This is a genomic window from Oceanobacillus sp. FSL W7-1281 (genome assembly GCF_037969835.1).
GTDB lineage: Bacteria > Bacillota > Bacilli > Bacillales > Amphibacillaceae > Oceanobacillus > Oceanobacillus oncorhynchi.
Map to the genome: position 1 here is coordinate 562,528 of NZ_CP150214.1, position 17,563 is coordinate 580,090.

The 17,563-nt window shown below is 38.7% G+C and carries 12 protein-coding genes; 5 read left to right on the top strand and 7 right to left on the bottom strand.

What is annotated here, in order from left to right; genetic code table 11:
• The first annotated feature begins 8 nt into the window (after positions 1-8).
• Together MKX55_RS02920 and celB are read left to right on the top strand one after the other, a co-directional pair.
• On the top strand, positions 9-512 hold the full coding sequence (locus tag MKX55_RS02920) for a hypothetical protein (RefSeq protein WP_339182249.1): 504 nt from the start codon (positions 9-11) through the stop codon (positions 510-512).
• A 22-nt stretch (positions 513-534) separates the two neighbouring features.
• Positions 535-1,899 carry a PTS cellobiose transporter subunit IIC gene (gene celB, locus MKX55_RS02925; RefSeq protein ID WP_339182251.1) on the top strand — a complete coding sequence of 455 codons (1,365 nt, stop codon included), beginning with the start codon at positions 535-537 and terminating at the stop codon, positions 1,897-1,899.
• An 80-nt stretch (positions 1,900-1,979) separates the two neighbouring features.
• On the opposite strand, the gene MKX55_RS02930 is transcribed toward celB, so the two are convergent.
• Positions 1,980-2,705: a MurR/RpiR family transcriptional regulator gene (locus MKX55_RS02930; protein WP_339182253.1), complete on the bottom strand. Its 726-nt coding sequence runs from the start codon at positions 2,703-2,705 to the stop codon at positions 1,980-1,982.
• 223 nt (positions 2,706-2,928) lie between these two features.
• On the opposite strand from MKX55_RS02930, the gene MKX55_RS02935 reads away from it, so the two are divergent.
• A complete protein-coding gene (locus tag MKX55_RS02935; protein ID WP_339182255.1) occupies positions 2,929-4,263 on the top strand; it encodes a 6-phospho-beta-glucosidase in 1,335 nt (444 codons plus the stop codon).
• A 126-nt stretch (positions 4,264-4,389) separates the two neighbouring features.
• Positions 4,390-5,208 carry an HAD family hydrolase gene (locus MKX55_RS02940; protein ID WP_339235964.1) on the top strand — a complete coding sequence of 273 codons (819 nt, stop codon included), beginning with the start codon at positions 4,390-4,392 and terminating at the stop codon, positions 5,206-5,208.
• Between the two features lie 109 nt (positions 5,209-5,317).
• Here MKX55_RS02940 and MKX55_RS02945 read toward each other — a convergent pair whose 3' ends face one another.
• On the bottom strand, positions 5,318-5,857 hold the full coding sequence (locus tag MKX55_RS02945; RefSeq protein ID WP_339182259.1) for an ECF transporter S component: 540 nt from the start codon (positions 5,855-5,857) through the stop codon (positions 5,318-5,320).
• 231 nt (positions 5,858-6,088) lie between these two features.
• On the opposite strand from MKX55_RS02945, the gene MKX55_RS02950 reads away from it, so the two are divergent.
• Positions 6,089-6,949: a pyridoxamine kinase gene (locus MKX55_RS02950; RefSeq protein ID WP_339235966.1), complete on the top strand. Its 861-nt coding sequence runs from the start codon at positions 6,089-6,091 to the stop codon at positions 6,947-6,949.
• Between the two features lie 85 nt (positions 6,950-7,034).
• Here MKX55_RS02950 and MKX55_RS02955 read toward each other — a convergent pair whose 3' ends face one another.
• The 5 genes from MKX55_RS02955 to MKX55_RS02975 form a co-directional block, all read right to left on the bottom strand.
• Complete coding sequence (locus MKX55_RS02955; RefSeq protein WP_339235968.1) at positions 7,035-8,471, bottom strand: 6-phospho-beta-glucosidase; 1,437 nt, start codon at positions 8,469-8,471, stop codon at positions 7,035-7,037.
• A 36-nt stretch (positions 8,472-8,507) separates the two neighbouring features.
• Positions 8,508-10,478: a beta-glucoside-specific PTS transporter subunit IIABC gene (locus tag MKX55_RS02960; protein ID WP_339182265.1), complete on the bottom strand. Its 1,971-nt coding sequence runs from the start codon at positions 10,476-10,478 to the stop codon at positions 8,508-8,510.
• Positions 10,479-10,907: 429 nt separating this feature from the next.
• On the bottom strand, positions 10,908-12,362 hold the full coding sequence (locus tag MKX55_RS02965; RefSeq protein ID WP_339235970.1) for a family 1 glycosylhydrolase: 1,455 nt from the start codon (positions 12,360-12,362) through the stop codon (positions 10,908-10,910).
• A 70-nt stretch (positions 12,363-12,432) separates the two neighbouring features.
• Entirely contained in the window at positions 12,433-14,370 is a 1,938-nt protein-coding gene (locus tag MKX55_RS02970; protein ID WP_339235972.1) for a beta-glucoside-specific PTS transporter subunit IIABC, read from the bottom strand.
• A gap of 419 nt (positions 14,371-14,789) precedes the next feature.
• Positions 14,790-16,901 carry a metallophosphoesterase family protein gene (locus MKX55_RS02975; RefSeq protein WP_339235974.1) on the bottom strand — a complete coding sequence of 704 codons (2,112 nt, stop codon included), beginning with the start codon at positions 16,899-16,901 and terminating at the stop codon, positions 14,790-14,792.
• Positions 16,902-17,563 lie beyond the last annotated feature (662 nt).

Consider the following 17,563-nt stretch of genomic DNA (forward strand, 5'->3'; position numbering starts at 1 on the left):
GTTTGAATATGAAAAACGATGCGAGGGCACAAATCGAACTAAATAGGAAAAAGCTAAGTATTAAATCGATGTACTTTAATCGGTATTTATTAGTTAGATATGTTTCCGCATTATTCTTTTTTACTAATTTATACTGGTTCATGTCATTGTTGATAAGTGATTCATCACTATATTTTATCCCGTTGATATTAATGATTGTATTGGTTATCAGTACAATCGAGCAAGTGAAAATATATGGTCATCATTCTAATATTGTCAAATATACAAAGTATTGCTTTACCATTTTGCTTGTTACAAATGTGCTTTTAATTGTACCGGCATGCTTTACTTCATCATTCAATCAATTATTTCCCTTTCTTTTAGCGGAAGAGAAATCTAAAATATTGGTTTTAAGTATTTTGATCGCCGGTATATTACTGAGTACATTGATTCTCTACCGTTTAAATCAGATTAAACATAATGAAGACAAGCATTATGAACGAATTAAAAGTTTTGAAAGGGCTGTCAATTAATAAAAAGAAATGAGGGAGTACGATGGCTTCAGAAAACGGAGAAAATAAAGTATTTGCTTTTTTGGAAAAATATTTGATGGGTCCCATGGGGAAAGTTGCATCTTTTCGGATTGTACGTGCCATTATGGCTGCCGGGATGGCTTCTATTCCATTTGTAATTGTAGGTTCGATGTTTTTAGTATTAAACGTATTGCCGCAGACGCTTACATTTTTACAAGGCTTTTTCGATAATACGTTTTTTAGAATCAGTGATTTATATATGTTAGCGAATAAAGCAACGATGGGAATACTGGCAATCTATTTCGGCCTTGTTATCGGTTACGAATATACAAAAATTTATGCCGAGGAGGAAGAGCTTAATCTAAGTCCTTTAAACGGTGCTTTACTATCTATGTTTGCCTTTTTCATCACTATTCCGGAAATCGTATTAGAAAATGGAATGATGTCTCTCGTACATCAGATTGACGAGAACAATACAACAGTTCATGGATGGCAAATGGTTGAAGACGGTGTCAGCCGTCTAGGAGCGACAGGAATATTCACAGCAATTCTGATGTCTGTCTTAGCTGTGCAAATATACCGGCTCTGTGTGAAGAAAAACTGGGTTATCAAAATGCCTGAAGCGGTACCAGAGGGTGTATCCAGATCGTTCACTGCGTTGATTCCGGCATTTTTAGTTGCTTTTGCTGTATTATTGGTCAATGGTATTTTAATTGCATTAGGTACGGATATATTTAAATTAGTAGCAATTCCGTTTGGATTTGTAGTGAATATCACAAACAGCTGGTTAGGTATACTGGTTATCTACTTTGTTGTCCATGCCCTTTGGATTGTAGGTATCCATGGAGCAACCATTGTATTTGGATTCTTGACACCAATCTTTCTATCCAATATCCAATCTAATATTGATGGTGCGAACATACCGCTGGCAGGAGAATTCAATAATGCTTTCGTAACGATTGGCGGTTCCGGAGCAACGTTAGGTCTATGTATATTCATTGCATTTATGGCTAAGTCGAAGCAATTGAGTGTTTTAGGTAAAGCGGCACTTGCACCGGGGATTTTTAATATCAACGAACCATTAATATTTGGATTACCGATTGTTTATAATCCATTCTTAGCTATTCCGTTCTTCTTAGCTCCAATGGTATCAGCTTCCATCGGCTATTGGGCAATTAAATTAGGGTTTGTTGAATCGATTATCGCTATGATGCCTTGGCCTACTCCGGTAGGTATCAGCGGATTTATTAGTACAGGCGGAAGTTATATGGCGGCAGTTGTTTCTGTGCTTTGTGCATTTGTAGCCTTTCTGATTTGGCTTCCATTTATTAAAATGTATGATAAGAAGTTAGTTGATCAGGAAAAAGGAGAAGATGCGTTGATTTAATTTAGCACAGGAAATAATTTAACAAGAAATATCGAGAAGGCGTTGTCATTACTGACTACGCCTTTCAAGTTTATCCTGCATTAGCCATTCAGCTTATATGTCTCATGTGCCATCGATTCCAAAATATAAAGAACAGGTACCTGTGTGGTAATGTTCGCGTTTTCAAACCACTCTTCCGTTACATAGTAAGGGATATTGATATCTGATATTTTAGCAATCGTAGAGTGTTTGTTGTTGGTAATACTAATAATTTTACTTCCTTCTTGTTTCATTTGATTAAGATGCGTAATTGCAAAATTTGTTTCGCCAGAGACAGATAGAGCAATGACAGTGCTATTATAACGCAGGCTGGAATGGACCGGAAAAAGCGGGTCTTTAATATACATCGAAAATTTACCTAAGCTTGAAAAATACCTTGATCCATATTCGGCAAGGATTCCTGAGGTTCCTATTCCGATAAAAATGACATTATCAGCTTTGCTTAACAGCTTTGCAGCCTCTTTAATGTCTTCTTCGATATCGCCCTTCAGTGTCCGGTCAAAAAATTCTGTTACAGCATGCTGTGTATCCTTTAAAATTGTCTTTTTATTTTCTTCCAGGTGCATTTTCAGCTTTACTTTAAATTCGGAAAAACCTTCACAATTTATTTTTCTGCAAAAGCGCAGGATAGTAGCTGTGGAGACATGGGTTTCATCAGCAAGCTCACGAATGCGCATATAAGCAACTTTTTCACTATTTTTACTGATGTAGTTATACAAAGAAGTTTCTAACTCATTGAATGAAGCAATCATCTCCTGTGTAAACATGGTGCACACTTCTCCTTTTAATAAGAAATTAACTCTATTAACCATTATAACACAGGTTGTTACATCTTTGTAACGAATGACTTCTCTTGTTATTACAAACGAAATGCTCCCTTTCTATTTATCTCTGATTAAATATTGATACAATTAATATATAAGTTCAGTTTCTTCTTTTTATAGAGTTAGATAGATTGATATGTTTTTAAAATTTTTGGAGGTGTAAAGGATGGCGAAAGGTATAAAAATTGCAACAATTGGCGGCGGATCAAGTTATACTCCGGAATTAGTAGAAGGATTTATTAAACGGTATGATGAATTTCCACTAAGCGAGCTTTGGTTAGTTGATGTGGAGACAGGGAAAGAAAAGCTGGAGATTGTCGGAAACCTTGCAAAACGAATGATTAAAGAGGCAGGTCTTCCAATCGATGTACATTTAACATTGGACCGCAGAGAGGCTCTGAAGGATGCTGATTTTGTAACAACGCAATTCCGTGTCGGCGGTTTAGATGCACGTGCCAAGGATGAGCGCATTCCAGTGAAATATGGTGTACTTGGTCAGGAAACAAATGGAGCTGGCGGCCTGTTTAAAGGACTGCGTACGATTCCAGTTATTTTGGGAATTACAAAAGATATGGAAGAGCTTTGCCCAAATGCATGGCTGATTAACTTTACAAATCCAGCCGGTATGGTTACAGAAGCTGTATTGCGCTATTCCAATATTGATAGAGTGGTCGGTCTATGTAATGTGCCAATCGGTATGGAGATGGGGGTCGCTAAATTATTAGATGTCGATCATTCCCGGATTCGGATTGATTTTGCAGGACTGAATCATATGGTATATGGGTTAGAAGTTTATCTGGATGGAGTAAGTGTGAAGAAAGAGGTAATTGAAAAATTATCTGATCCGGAAAACTCCAGCTTCGTTAAAAATATTGATGGCATGGGCTGGGAGCCTGAATTTATTCAAGCGTTAGATGCGTTAACATGCCCATATCATATGTATTATTATAAATCGAAAGAAATGTTAGATAAAGCGATCGAAAGCTCTAAAACAGAAGGTACGCGTGCGGAAGTCGTTCAGGCATTGGAAAAAGAATTATTTGAACTTTATAAAGATGAAAACCTTAGTATCAAACCACCTCAATTAGAAGAACGAGGCGGAGCATATTATTCCGATGCAGCAGTTCGGTTGATTACATCTATCTACAATGACAAGCGTGATATTCAACCAGTAAACACAATGAACCGTGGTGCCATTGCGAGTATCCCTGCTGAATCAGCGGTTGAAGTCAGCTGTGTGATTACAAAAGACGGTCCTGTCCCATTGGCGGTTGGAGATCTTCCTGTTGCTGCCCGCGGACTTGTGCAGCAAATTAAGTCCTTTGAGCGTATTTCAGCAGAGGCAGCTGTGACCGGAGATTATGATAAAGCGGTACTTGCTTTAACAATTAATCCGTTAACGCCAAGTGATAAGATTGCGAAACAAATTATTGATGAGATGATGGAGGCGCATAAAACACATCTTCCTCAATTTTTCCAAGAAGAAGTAAGCGTGAATTAATACAGGTGCTGGAAGTTGTAAGGTGAGAAAAGTGTAAAGCTAACATGTTGTATGCTTTCTTACATGAATCGAAAAAAACAGATACCCGGCGCTGGGTATCTGTTTTTAAATGAAGGGGATATTCACATGATTAAATTAGTGCTGACGGATATGGATGGAACATTCTTAAATAACCGCGGTGATTTTAACAGAAATTTGTACAATGATGTAAAAAAGATAATGCATGAAAAAGACGTTGTTTTTGCGCCTGTTACGGGCAAACAATGCGAGCGTGTCGAGGAACTGTTTGGTGAGGATACAAATGATTTATGGATTTTAGGGGACAGTGCCACACGAATCAAGCACAATGGTGAATTTGTTTATGAATCACTGCTAAACAATAAATTAGGACTGGAAATTATCCAGCTGCTTGAGGAAATAAGTCTGGAGCATACGATTATTGCATGCACAAAAGAGGCAGCAGTCGTTAAACAGGACATTTCCCAGGAAGAAGCAGCGATTGTCAGAGGGTCTTATGCGCAGGTCAGACAGGTTGCTGATTTTAAGGAAATAACGGATGATTTTGTTAAGATAACGATTCATGACCCTTCCTTGAATTGTTTTGAAACAAGAGAAAAATTAGCACCTTTTTTTGAATCAGCTTATATTGTGGCTTCAGAAGCAGCCTGGATTGATATTGCAGATGCAAATGTTCATAAAGGAACGACCGTTGAACAGCTGCAGCGGATGTTGAATGTTTCTCCGGAAGAAACCCTTGCCTTCGGTGATGGTTATAATGATATAGAATTGATGAACAGAGCGGAATATAGTTTCGCCGTTCGAAATGCAGTTGAAGAATTAAAAGATGCTGCCAATTTTATTACGCGCTCTAATGAAGAAGACGCCGTGATGAAAACAATTATTCAATTGTTAACTTTGCAGGAAAGTGCAAAGGTTACAGAGTAGAGGACATTTAAAGGCTGGGTTAGGCTGGACTACAATGGTATAAATAGATGGGAAGTGAAAAGGGGCTGCTGTACGATCAGGTAACTGATTGTGCAGCAGCCTCTTTGATTTATTTAAAATAATAAACCTTCTTTAAAGCAACGCAAATTGGGATAGCTATCAGAATGCCCAGGACACTTTGGACGATATCCCCAGGTATAGAAGCCAGTGGTGTAATCCAGTTTCCGTATATAATGGACTCACCAATGTAATAAATAGCAATCATAAATGGAACAGAAACAATTGTTGCTGTCATGTTTAAAGCGATGCTATTTCCTTTGCGGCCTTGAAACCAGGCAATTTTACCAACGATGTAACCTTGCAGCCCGCGCGCTATAATTGTTATAGGAGTCCACAATAGCCATCCCCCGATCATATCAAATAAACCCATTCCGATTGCTCCGGCCAAGGCACCTTTTTTTGGTCCGAATAAAATAGAGGCAATAAAAAGCATCGCTGTACCCATATGTACGAGCCCTCCATTTGCAGCAATCGGCAGTCTGAAATTTAGAAATGCTGTAGAAATAAAAATGAGCGCGATTAGCATAGAAGTAATGATTAAGTCTTGTGTTTTTTTACGTGTCATTAAATAAGCTGGTGTATTCTCCATATTTAAACCTTCCTTACTTGAATTATTTTTATTACTTTAGCAGAATATTGACCTAACTTTAAGTGTCAATTTATGAAAAAATAACAGGGTCAGTTGATTGATGAGCTGAAAACGATTATGTAATCTGAAATAAACGATCCGTTCCCGCCAATATCGCCTATTACCTTTAATGACAAGCCAATCTTCAAATGATAAAATAGAAAAAGTTTCAGTTCGTTCAAGGAGGTTCATATGAAAAAAGTTGCTGTACTTCAAGATTTGTCATCCTTTGGGAAATGCTCTTTAACTGCTGCAATCCCTGTTCTTTCCGTCATGGGTGTTCAAGCCTGCCCTTTGCCAACAGCAGTTTTATCTGCACAAACGGCTTATCCGAGTTATTTTTGGGAAGATTTCACTTCTAGAATGAACCATTTTACAGAGGAATGGAATAAGCTCGGGGAAACATTTGATGGAATATTTACTGGATTTGTAACTGGTGGAGAGCAAATCAAAAATATTTTTCATTTTTTAGATACGTTTTATACGAAAGAAACAAGGTTACTGGTAGATCCAGTCATGGGGGATGATGGAGAAGTCTATAAGATTTTTACCGGGGGATTATTGGAGGAAATGAAAGAATTAGTGAGACATGCAGATGTGATTACACCAAATGTGACAGAATGCTGTTTATTGTCTGGATTATCTTATGAGAAGTTACATAGCTATTCAAATGGCAAGGATTATATGGAAGCATTGAAGGAAGCAGGGAATAACCTGCAGCAAGCAACGGGCGCTGAAGTCATTATTACTGGTGTGAATCCTCCGTCAATTGATTCAAAAGAGCAGTTTATCGGTAACTTGTATTTAGATAAGAATAAAACATTTTACCATGAGATGGAGTATAACGGGAAAAGCTATTCAGGTACTGGGGATTTATTTGCTTCCGTCATGATGGGGAGCATCATGCGTGAAGATAACCTGGAAAATGCTGTACAGCTTGCTGTCGCATTCCTCAAAGAAGCTATTCAGGATTCATCGAAAGAAAAGGTTCCTGAAATAGAAGGGATAAACTTTGAAAAATATTTGGGAATGTTGATTGAAAAAAATACTTAAGGTATTTCTTCCTCTTTTAGCTTTACCTGCAAAATAAGAAATTCAAGAAAAAAACCCCCGAATCCATTCGGGGGTTTCATCGTTATTATAACTCTTCGCCATTGGTCGCAATGACATTTTTATACCAGTCAAAGCTTTTCTTTTTCGTACGGCTTAATGTGCCGTTGCCTTCGTTATCACGGTCTACATAAATATAACCGTAGCGTTTTTTCATTTCACCAGTAGACGCACTGACAATATCAATTGGGCCCCAGCTTGTATAGCCGATGATGTCCACGCCATCCTCGATTGCTTCTCCCATTTCGTTAAGATGTTTTTTCAAATAGTCGATGCGATAGTCGTCGGTGATAGTCCCATCTGCATTTATTTCATCCTTCGCGCCAAGGCCATTTTCTACAACAAATAATGGCTTTTGATAGCGGTCATACAGCTGGTTAGCTGTAATGCGGAAGCCTTTTGGATCGATTGTCCAACCCCATTCCGATTTAGAAACATAAGGATTGGATACGGAACCAAAGACATTGCCGCTTGTAGCATTTTTAAGAACCTCTGGGTCGGTACTGGTTGTCCGGCTGGAATAATAGCTAAATCCAATATAATCCACAGTGTTGTCTTTTAAGATTTGCTCATCTTCCGGTTCCATTTTGATATTCAGATTATGATCTTTAAAGAAACGTTTCGCATAGCCTGGATATTCTCCTCGTGACTGCACATCAATGAAGAAGAAAGATTCACGGTCTTTCTCCATTGCTTTGAAAACATCATCCGGATTGCTTGTATATGGATAGAACATACCTGCAGCAAGCATACAGCCGATTTGTGCATCTGGAATAATCTCATGACATGCTTTTACCGCTTTGGCGCTTGCTACAAGCTGGTGGTGGGCAGCCTGATAAAGTACCTGGTCGCGGTTAGTTCCTTCTTTAAGGACAATGCCTGCTCCCATGAAAGGAAGGTGCAGCAGCATATTGATTTCATTAAAAGTCATCCAGTATTTTACTTTGTCTTTGTATCTCTCGAAAATAGTAATCGAATATTTTTCAAATAAATCAACGAGTTTTCTGCTTTCCCAGCTGTTATACCGTTCAATCAGGGATACAGGTACATCAAAGTGTGCGATGGTTACAACGGGTTCAATATTGTGTTTACGTAACTCATCAAACAAATCATCATAAAATTGAAGACCTGCTTCATTAGGAGCTGCGTCATCTCCATTTGGGAAAATACGTGCCCATGAGATAGAGAGTCTAAATGATTTGAAGCCCATCTCTGCGAATAAGGCGATATCTTCTTTATAGTTGTGATAAAAATCAATCGCTTCGTGACTAGGGTAGAAATCTTCTGGATTCGGCTTGAGATCGGTGATGTGGCCTTCCATTATTCCTCTTCTTTTCTCTCCGGTAGGGAGCAAGTCAACGTTTGTCAGTCCTTTTCCATCTTCAAGATAAGCACCTTCTACTTGGTTGGCAGCAATAGCGCCGCCCCATAGAAAACCTTCTGGAAATCGTTTATTATTTGTCATGAAAATTCCTCCTTGCGTTTTTTATAAATATTCCTTCTACACTTTTGTAATAATTAATACATCTTCTTTCATTATTGTATCACCCGACACAATTTCAAGCTCATTATAGGCCTTTGTATTCGTGATGACGATAGGGGTGACGACAGAATATCCAGCCTCTTTGATTTGATTTATATCAAATTCAACCAGCAAATCTCCTGCTTTCACTGTATCCCCTTGCTTAATACGTGCTTCAAAGAACTTTCCATCTAATTCTACAGTATCCATTCCAATATGAATCAGAATTTCAGCACCATTGTCTGTGGTCATACCGATAGCGTGATTCGTTTTAAAGAGTGTGGTAATGACCCCGTTTGCCGGAGCGTACATCCGGCCGTCACTTGGTTGGACCGCAACGCCTTTACCCATTGCTTCGGAAGCAAATACGTCATCTGGAACGGATGTTAATGGAATGATATCTCCATTAGCAGGGCTTAAAATATTTTCATTTTGGACGGTAATCTCTTGATTGGTCTGATTCGCATCATCTTCCGCCAATGCTTGGTCTTGAACTTCCTCCTGCATTTTTTCATCACCGACGACCGCTTCGGTATTTTCTTTTTGATTAATACGGCCAAAGAAGTATGTTAATACGAAGGCAACGATAAATGCTACAATGATGGATACCAGCATACCCCAAAAACCGCCGTCAATGCCGTTTTCCGGATGGATAAATGTCGGGATTTTAAATACACCCAAAGGTCCTGCACTGTAAAGCGCCGCACCTGTCATAGCAATAATCGCACCACCAGCGGCAGATCCGATACAGCTCATAACAAATGGTGTTTTCAACGGCAGGGTAATCCCGTAAATCGCAGGCTCTGTTACACCAAAGAACCCGGAGATAAAGGCAGGGAAGCTGAGCCTTTTTAGTTTTTTATTCTTTGTTTTTATCCAGACAGCAAGTACTGCACCAATTTGCGCAAAGGAAGCAGCAAATGTCATCGCAATCAGCATGTCAAATCCTTGCACGGCTAAGTTATTATAGTAAATCGGAATAATTCCCCAATGAATTCCGAAAATAACTAATACCTGCCAGAATCCGCCAACAACGATACCAGCAATGACTGGGACAGCTTCATAGCCTGTTTGGATGGCATATCCAATGGATTGTGCCAGCCATGTTGCGATAGGGCCAATAACAATAAACGTTAATGGTACAATGATAAGCAATGTTAAGAATGGCACGATAAACGACTTCACCACTTGTGGAATAACCGACGCAAACCAGCGTTCTATTTTAGCCGCAAAGTAAGTGGATAGAATAATCGGTACCACGGAAGCGGTATAGCTCATTAAGATAATTGGAATACCTAGAAAGGATACTTGTACAGGAGATTCTAAAATCGTCCCGCTGAATAATGTCATGAATGGTTCGCTTTCCCCGATTCCTGCGAGATTCGGGTGAACAAGCGCAGCAGCAATGGCCATACCAAGAAAAGGTGTGCCGCCAAATTTTTTCATGGCTGTGTAACCTAAGAAAATAGGTAAGAATGTGAAGAAGCCATCACCAATTACATTCAGTATTTGCGACGTACCACTGGTATCTTCTAACCAGCCCAGCGCAATGAACATCGAGTTAAACCCTTTGATAATACCTGTTGCCATTAGTAAAGGGAGAACTGGGATGAAGATATTCGAGATAATATCGATGAAGCTGGAGAATAACCCTTTTTTCTCGTCATCCTTTGCTTCATTGTCATCTTCTTGTTTTTCATTTTCGAAACCGCCTACAGCAACGACCGCTTTGTAAACATCCGGAACATGGTTGCCGATGACGACTTGGTATTGTCCGGAACTCTCCCGGACAGTGACGACATCTTCATGATTTTCTAATGCCTTTCGATCCGCTTTTTGGGAATCCTTTAATCGGAAACGGAGTCTTGTCACACAGTGTGTTACGCTATTTACGTTCTCTGTGCCGCCGACTAACTCAATAATCTCTTTAGCTAACTGCTCGTACTTCATCTTTTTCCCCGCTTTCTAATTTTATTTGAATGACTGATTGCAAATAAAAAACCTGAACGAATTAGAATAGACGCAAAGAGATTGCATCCTTCCATTCCGTTCAGGTTATGCCCAAAATAGGTAACATTCCTAAAGTTGTATATACAATTGTTTTGTTAATTAACACCTATAATTTATCACGGGTGCTATAGGAAGTCAATAAATTTTTTAATCGTTTTCATAAACTCTGGGAAGTAAAAGATTTTTGCCTGCTTAGAAGCTGATAAATCAGCAGCCATATCAGGCATTTTTTGTTTAGGTTGTTACAGCTGAATGTATATCATCGCAAACACGAAAGGTAGATTACCGTAACTTATTCGGAACTTCTCTTATTTATGTTTGCGGGTATACATTCCAAGATGCTGCATTTAACCTTTCTCTCTGCGTCTTCTAGAGTTTTCCACCATTTGACGCAATTACATCTTTAAACCAATAAAACGAATCCTTGCGATATCTTTTCTTTGTTCCATTGCCTAAATCGTCTTGATCCACGTAAATAAAACCATAGCGTTTTTTCATTTCCGAGGTGCCTGATGAGATAATATCGATTGGCCCCCACATCGTGTAACCGAAAAGGTCGACTCCGTCGTTGATGGCTTCCCGCATCTGTTTAAAGTGTTCCGTGAGATATGCAATCCGGTATTCGTCATGGACCGTACCATCCTCATTTAATTTATCAAGTGCTCCAATTCCGTTTTCAAGAATAAACAATGGTTTTTCATAACGATCATATAGATGATTTAATGTGTATCGTAAGCCTTTAGGATCGATTTGCCAGCCCCAGTCACTTGCTTCTAAATGAGGGTTTTTAAGCACATTGGTCACATTGGCAGCTGTTAATTCAAGGTTTTCCGCATTGGCACTGGACACCATGGACATATAATAAGAGAAACCGATAAAGTCAGCGGTATATGTTTTTAATAGCTCTAAATCATTTTCTTCCATCTTTAATTTAATATGATTATCTCGCATATATTTTTTAGCGAAAAGAGAATAATATCCTTTTGCCTGAATATCTAAATACATCAGATTTCGAAGCTGGTCATCCTCCTGCATAGCCAGAACATCTTCAGGTGCGCACGTATGGGCATACGTTGTAAAGTACGCTACCATACAGCCGATTTGATTATCGGGATTAATCTCATGCGCTATTTTTGTAGACAGGGCCGCTGCTACATACTGGTGATGTAACCCCTGGAACAGCATTTCTTCATAATTCGCTTGTCCTTCATTGAGTATTCCTAATGTTTTTGGTCCTGCTTTAATACTCATATTGATTTCATTAAACGTAATCCAATATTTTACTTTTCCTTTATACCGTTTGAATAGAACCTCCGCATAATTTACATAGAGATCAACTAATTTCCTGTTATACCAGCCGCCAAATTTATCAATCAATACGATTGGCATGTCGAAATGAGAGATGGTAACTAAAGGCTCTATTCCATATTTTAAGCATTCTTCAATGACTTGGTCATAATATTGTAATGCTTCTTCATTCGGCTCAGCGTCGTCTCCATTAGGGAAAACTCTGGCCCATGAGATCGAAAGCCGAAAAACACTAAAACCCATCTCATGAAATAATGCGATATCTTCTTTATACGTGCGGTAAAAATCAATCCCTCGTCTTTTCGGATAATAGGTAGGATCTTCGTCATTTCTAGCAGCTTCAATGGTTTCTCTGTTGATTATTTTTTGTTTTGTAGGTTTGGATCTATCGATTACTTCATATTTCATGATGTCTGGAATGGTTAATGATTTTCCTCCCTCATTCCATGCACCTTCTGCTTGGCAGGCAGCGATTGCTCCGCCCCATAAAAAATCTTCTGGAAATGTATTCGTCATATCAAAAAACTCCTTTTAAATATTGTTAGAAGGGGAGAGGAATAATCACTTTCCTCTCCTCGGTAAACCTTTAATTTTCTACAGTAATCAAATGATCTTTTCTTTGAATATTTTTTTCTTCCGTCGATAAGACGCGAGCATAATTTTCGGTATTTGTTATGATAATAGGTGTTGTCAGCGGATAACCGGCTTCTTTGATTTGTTCGATATCAAATTCAATTAATAATTGGCCTTGTTCCACTTTAGCACCTTGTTCAATGTGACCGGTAAAATATTTTCCGTCTAATTGTACCGTATCCATGCCGATATGGATCAAAATTTCTACGCCCTGATCAGAGGTAATTCCTACCGCGTGATTGGTTGGAAATATTGCTGAAATCGTACCAGACACAGGAGCAATCAGTTTTCCTTCAGTTGGTTCGATAGCTACCCCTTTACCGAGCGCTCCAGATGAAAAGGCAGTGTCTTCAATTTGTTCTAATGCTTTTACTTCTCCAGTTAATGGACTTGCAATCATTTGTTTTTTTAATTCCATGCCAGGCTCGGGTAATTTGTCCTCTGGCTGATCTAGATCTACAGCATCTGTTACGGGAGTTTTTTCTTCGTTGGCACGTACGCCTCCAAACAGATAGGTTAAAACAAAGCCTAATACAAAGGCTACAATAGTAGCAATAACAGCTCCCCAGAATCCAAAATCGATGCCTTCCGGATTAATGCGGTTGATATAACCAAACACTCCTAGACCGCCCATCATATAAATCTTTGTACCGGCAAGTCCAAGAATGGCTCCGCCAATACCAGAAGCAATACAGCTCATAATAAATGGCTTTTTCAATGGAAGGGTAATACCGTAGATAGCGGGTTCTGTTATCCCGAATATACCTGAAATAAATGCTGGAAAACTCAGTGTTTTTAACGATTGTTTTCTTGTTTTAATCCATACTCCCAATACAGCCCCGATTTGAGCAAAGGAAGCTGCGAATGTTATTCCGAGAAGCGGGTCTTGTCCGGCAACTGCCAGATTATTGATTCCAACTGCAACAATTCCCCAATGTAATCCAAATACAACGAACACTTGCCAAAACCCTGCAAGAAGAAGCCCGGCAACAAGAGGTGTTAAATCATAAATCCAAGTAATTCCTGCACCCAACGCTTGGCCCGCCCAGGTAGCGATTGGACCGATTACGAGAAAAGTAATAGGTACGACAATTAAGATAGTGAAAAAAGGAACTAAGAATGCTTTGACAACACTTGGCATAACCTTTTTTAAGCCTTTTTCTACTTTAGAGCCAAAGAAAGTTGCCAGAATAATTGGTATAACGGATGATGCATAGCTCATTAAAATAACTGGTATGCCCAAAAAGGTGATATGAACAGGGGATTCAAAGATGGTCCCTGTAAATAGTGTATAAAGCGGTTCTCCCTCTGTTATTCCTGATAATGCTGGATAAACGAGGGAGGCACCAATTGCCATCCCTATAAACGGAGTCAAACCAAATTTTTTACTGGCTGAATAACCTAGGAAAATAGGCAGGAAGTAAAATAATGAATCGCCTGCTGCGTTTAATAGCTGGTAAGTACCTGAAGTATCCTCCAGCCAGCCTGCAGAAAGAAACAGGGCGTTAAATCCTTTTATCATTCCTGTTGCAACCAAAACACCAAGTATTGGGGTGAATATTCCCGAAATTAAATCAATAAAACGGTTTAATAAGCTTTGCTTTTCTTGGTTGCCATTATCCGGATCAACTTCTCCCCGTGCTTCGAAGCCGCCAACCTGCACTACTGCCTGATACACATCAGGCACATGATTCCCGATAACGACCTGATATTGTCCGCCGCTTTTCATAACGGTTACAACATCGTCCATATTCTTCAATACTTCTGTTTGTGCTTTACTTTCATCTTTTAACTTGAAACGTAACCGAGTAATACAATGCACAACACTGTAAACGTTTTCTTTTCCGCCGACATTTTCAATAATATCTTTAGCTAATTGTTCGTATTTCATGTCTCTCCCTGCTTTCTGGTTTATAGTGAAATTTTCCAAATAAAAAACCTGAACCAATTGATATAGACACAGAGATAGTGCGTCTTCAATCCGGTTCAGGTTATGCCCAAAATAGGTAACATTCCTAAAGTTGTATATACAATTGTTTTGTTAATTAACAACTATAACTTAGCATGACTTTTATAGGAAGTCAATAAATATTTAAGCGTTTTCAATAATTGGTCACTTTTAGCAGTGTCTCGGGAGTTTGACGGCTGAAGAATAGAAAAATGCTCCAAAGCCTTGATAAATGAGGAAGATATTCAATTGAAATACTCCAATATAGATTCCTTTAAAAGGAGTTATCTTATGGAGTGGGGGGATGATTGAATATAAAAGCCGCGGTCCCTGAATAAAAGGAACCGCGACTTTTATATAATCTATTCTGATTTTCTAATCGTATAAGAATCAAATTCTTCCATTGTATCAGTGCGGTAAGATGTGATCGCAAATGTGTCTTCAGTAAAGCTGATATGAGAGAAGGTTGGTACATAAAATTGCTCTCTGAAAGCCAAGTAGTCGTATTCTTCTACTAAATCATAATACTTACTACCACTGGCAGAGCTGCTTGTTATATACAATGTTCCTTCTGGATTCACAGCAACTGTCTGATTCTCATCTTCAAATTCAACATCTTCAACCGGTTCAAAGTTATGCATTTGATGGGTTCTGGCATAAGCATGATCATGCCCCATCAATACAACATCAATGCCTGCCTCATCAATAGCAGGGACTAAAACATCACGTCGAATAGGCACATCCTCACTCTCCGATTGTTTGCCGGCCGCGTAAATGGATTGGTGGAACATCAACACTTTCCAGTCAAATTCTTGATTGGCTGTCTCTTCCATTGTTTCTTCCAAGAATTGAACATGTTCTTCGTTATTCATATTATTGGCATTCAACACCAAATATAAAACATTACCATAAGTGAAGTAGTAATCACTGCTTGCCTCGTCTTCACCATATGACGTTAAATTGGGCTCATTAAAGTGATTTTTATAATTTGGAGCAACATCATGATTTCCTACGGCGGATGCAGTTGGATAAGAAGCTAGAATCTCTGGCTCAAAATATGCATCATATTCACTTTCTTTATCTGGTGCATCTACAAAATCACCTGCGTTTAAAATCATACTAGCATCTGGCGCAGTTTCAAACGCATGCGCTAACGTTTCTTTCCATCCAAAAACATCTGTTGGGATCGTGCCGGTACCAATCTGAGCATCTGCTAAGAAAATGGCGTCATAACCATCCGTGATATCTTGTGTACGCAGTGGATAAACTTGCGAGTAGGCATCTTCGTTACCAACACGATAGAGATAATCTGTATCACGTTCCACTTTGATTGTCGCTTTATTAGCGTAATAATCTGTCTCCGTAAACTTCGTATAAGCTAGTTCTGTGGAATCTGCTTCATAAACAATGGCATCTTCTTCAGAAAATGCTTCAGGATCTGTTCCTTCAACAACTTCTACATATCCTGTTTCAGAGGATAAAGCATTCCAAGTGAAATTAATGCTGTCTTCATCTGTTCCTGTATTGACAGAAACATTTTTCACAGCTTCACTGTCTGCTGCCAGCTCAGTCTCATCCGGATTAAGAATGACATCCACTAATTCAAAGCTGGCTTCGTTATCGTCTGGGTCATACGCATGCAATTCAACAGCGATAGTAATGTTCATAAAGGTGTTACCATCATCATCTGTTGTTGCTTCACTTAATTCATGCGTTGTCATATCTTCCTCTTCATCGTAAATTTCTTCATACTCACCTGGTACATAACCATTGGTAATACTTGAAACGTCATCTACAATAAAGGTTTCTTCAATAAATTCCCCATCAGCAACTTCTTCTTGTGCCCCATATTCCATATTTTCAGAATAATTGTCCGGTGGGATATTATGAAAATCTCCTACAGGGCTTCCGTTGATATACATTGTCATTGCATCGTTGTAACGAGCAGTAATTTCAAGTGCATAAATACTCTCCGCTTGCTCTTGGGTTAGTGTGAACGTATGGCGTAAGAAGTAAGTGCTTTTTGCTTTACCATCCTCCGTTGTCGCTAACACTTGCCCATCTGTTTCGGGGCTGGTACTAAATACAGTTCCTTCATAGGTCGGCCAATCTTCTTCTGTAAACTCCATTGGAATGGTGCCCCAGTCTAACCAGCCTTCAGGATATGCCCAGCCATTACGCTTATTCCACCCTTCATACCAAGTTCCGGCATTTGGGTCCTTGTCATCATCGTAATAGCGCCATTCCATATCTTCATCTACCACGTTAACAGTTTCTAAGTTTGTAATATCAGTATCAAATAATGACTCTAGTGAATTGGTGCTCTTATTCGTGGTCTCCGTATTCTCTGCTGCTTCCGTTTCTTCTGGACTGTCAGTCTCTGCATCATCAGAAGATGGATTGGTGCAAGCTCCTAATACTGCTGCTATTGCCAATAAACTAATTAAAAAAAGAATTAACTTTTTATTCTTCATAGCTACCATCCTTTTTATATTTTTATATAATGAATATCTCTTTTGCTCAGAATAGCTTCACAAACGAAGACTTGACATTCAAAATGAATCTTATCTCCTTTCACAAGTAATTTTCTGCGCATAAATCTAGTCATCATCCTTTTTTGGATTTTAATGGAAGCGCTTTCTTTTTTAAGGAAGCAAACATAATGGTTTTTTTGAGACAAAAAACATGTAAGCTTTATCTGTTTGAATGTAAGAAATGCCGTTCCCAATCAACCGTTACAGCAGTCGAGAAAACACGCATAAATCTTACAACATGGGTTTTAACTATTTAATCAAGGCTTATTTAGAGATACAACAGATGAAAGTGAAGAGGCGAATAATTCAGCCGTTTAATGTCTTTATGCGCAACTTCCAAGATGATTACTTATTCTGAGCTAATGAGATGATCATTTTTACAAATAAAAAACCTGAACGAATAAGAATAGACGCAAAGGGATTGCATCCTTCTATTTCGCTCAGGTTATGCCCAAATAGGTAACATTCCTAAATTTGTATAAATTATTTTTAATTAACACATACAATCTATCATGACAACATCATGAAGTCAACAAGATTTTAAGCGTTTTCATGAGTTAGTCATTTTTAGCACGGTTTATAGTTCATTTACTCGGTGGATG

Excerpts from the sequence above, each read along its gene's own strand:
- MKX55_RS02950 (WP_339235966.1), top strand. The coding sequence starts at position 6,089 with ATGAAAAAAGTTGCTGTACTTCAAGATTTGTCATCCTTTGGGAAATGC.
- MKX55_RS02945 (WP_339182259.1), bottom strand. The coding sequence starts at position 5,857 with ATGGAGAATACACCAGCTTATTTAATGACACGTAAAAAAACACAAGAC.
- MKX55_RS02955 (WP_339235968.1), bottom strand. The coding sequence starts at position 8,471 with ATGACAAATAATAAACGATTTCCAGAAGGTTTTCTATGGGGCGGCGCT.
- celB (WP_339182251.1), top strand. The coding sequence starts at position 535 with ATGGCTTCAGAAAACGGAGAAAATAAAGTATTTGCTTTTTTGGAAAAA.
- MKX55_RS02960 (WP_339182265.1), bottom strand. The coding sequence starts at position 10,478 with ATGAAGTACGAGCAGTTAGCTAAAGAGATTATTGAGTTAGTCGGCGGC.
- MKX55_RS02975 (WP_339235974.1), bottom strand. The coding sequence starts at position 16,901 with ATGAAGAATAAAAAGTTAATTCTTTTTTTAATTAGTTTATTGGCAATA.
- MKX55_RS02935 (WP_339182255.1), top strand. The coding sequence starts at position 2,929 with ATGGCGAAAGGTATAAAAATTGCAACAATTGGCGGCGGATCAAGTTAT.
- MKX55_RS02940 (WP_339235964.1), top strand. The coding sequence starts at position 4,390 with ATGATTAAATTAGTGCTGACGGATATGGATGGAACATTCTTAAATAAC.
- MKX55_RS02930 (WP_339182253.1), bottom strand. The coding sequence starts at position 2,705 with ATGTTTACACAGGAGATGATTGCTTCATTCAATGAGTTAGAAACTTCT.
- MKX55_RS02920 (WP_339182249.1), top strand. The coding sequence starts at position 9 with ATGAAAAACGATGCGAGGGCACAAATCGAACTAAATAGGAAAAAGCTA.
- MKX55_RS02965 (WP_339235970.1), bottom strand. The coding sequence starts at position 12,362 with ATGACGAATACATTTCCAGAAGATTTTTTATGGGGCGGAGCAATCGCT.
- MKX55_RS02970 (WP_339235972.1), bottom strand. The coding sequence starts at position 14,370 with ATGAAATACGAACAATTAGCTAAAGATATTATTGAAAATGTCGGCGGA.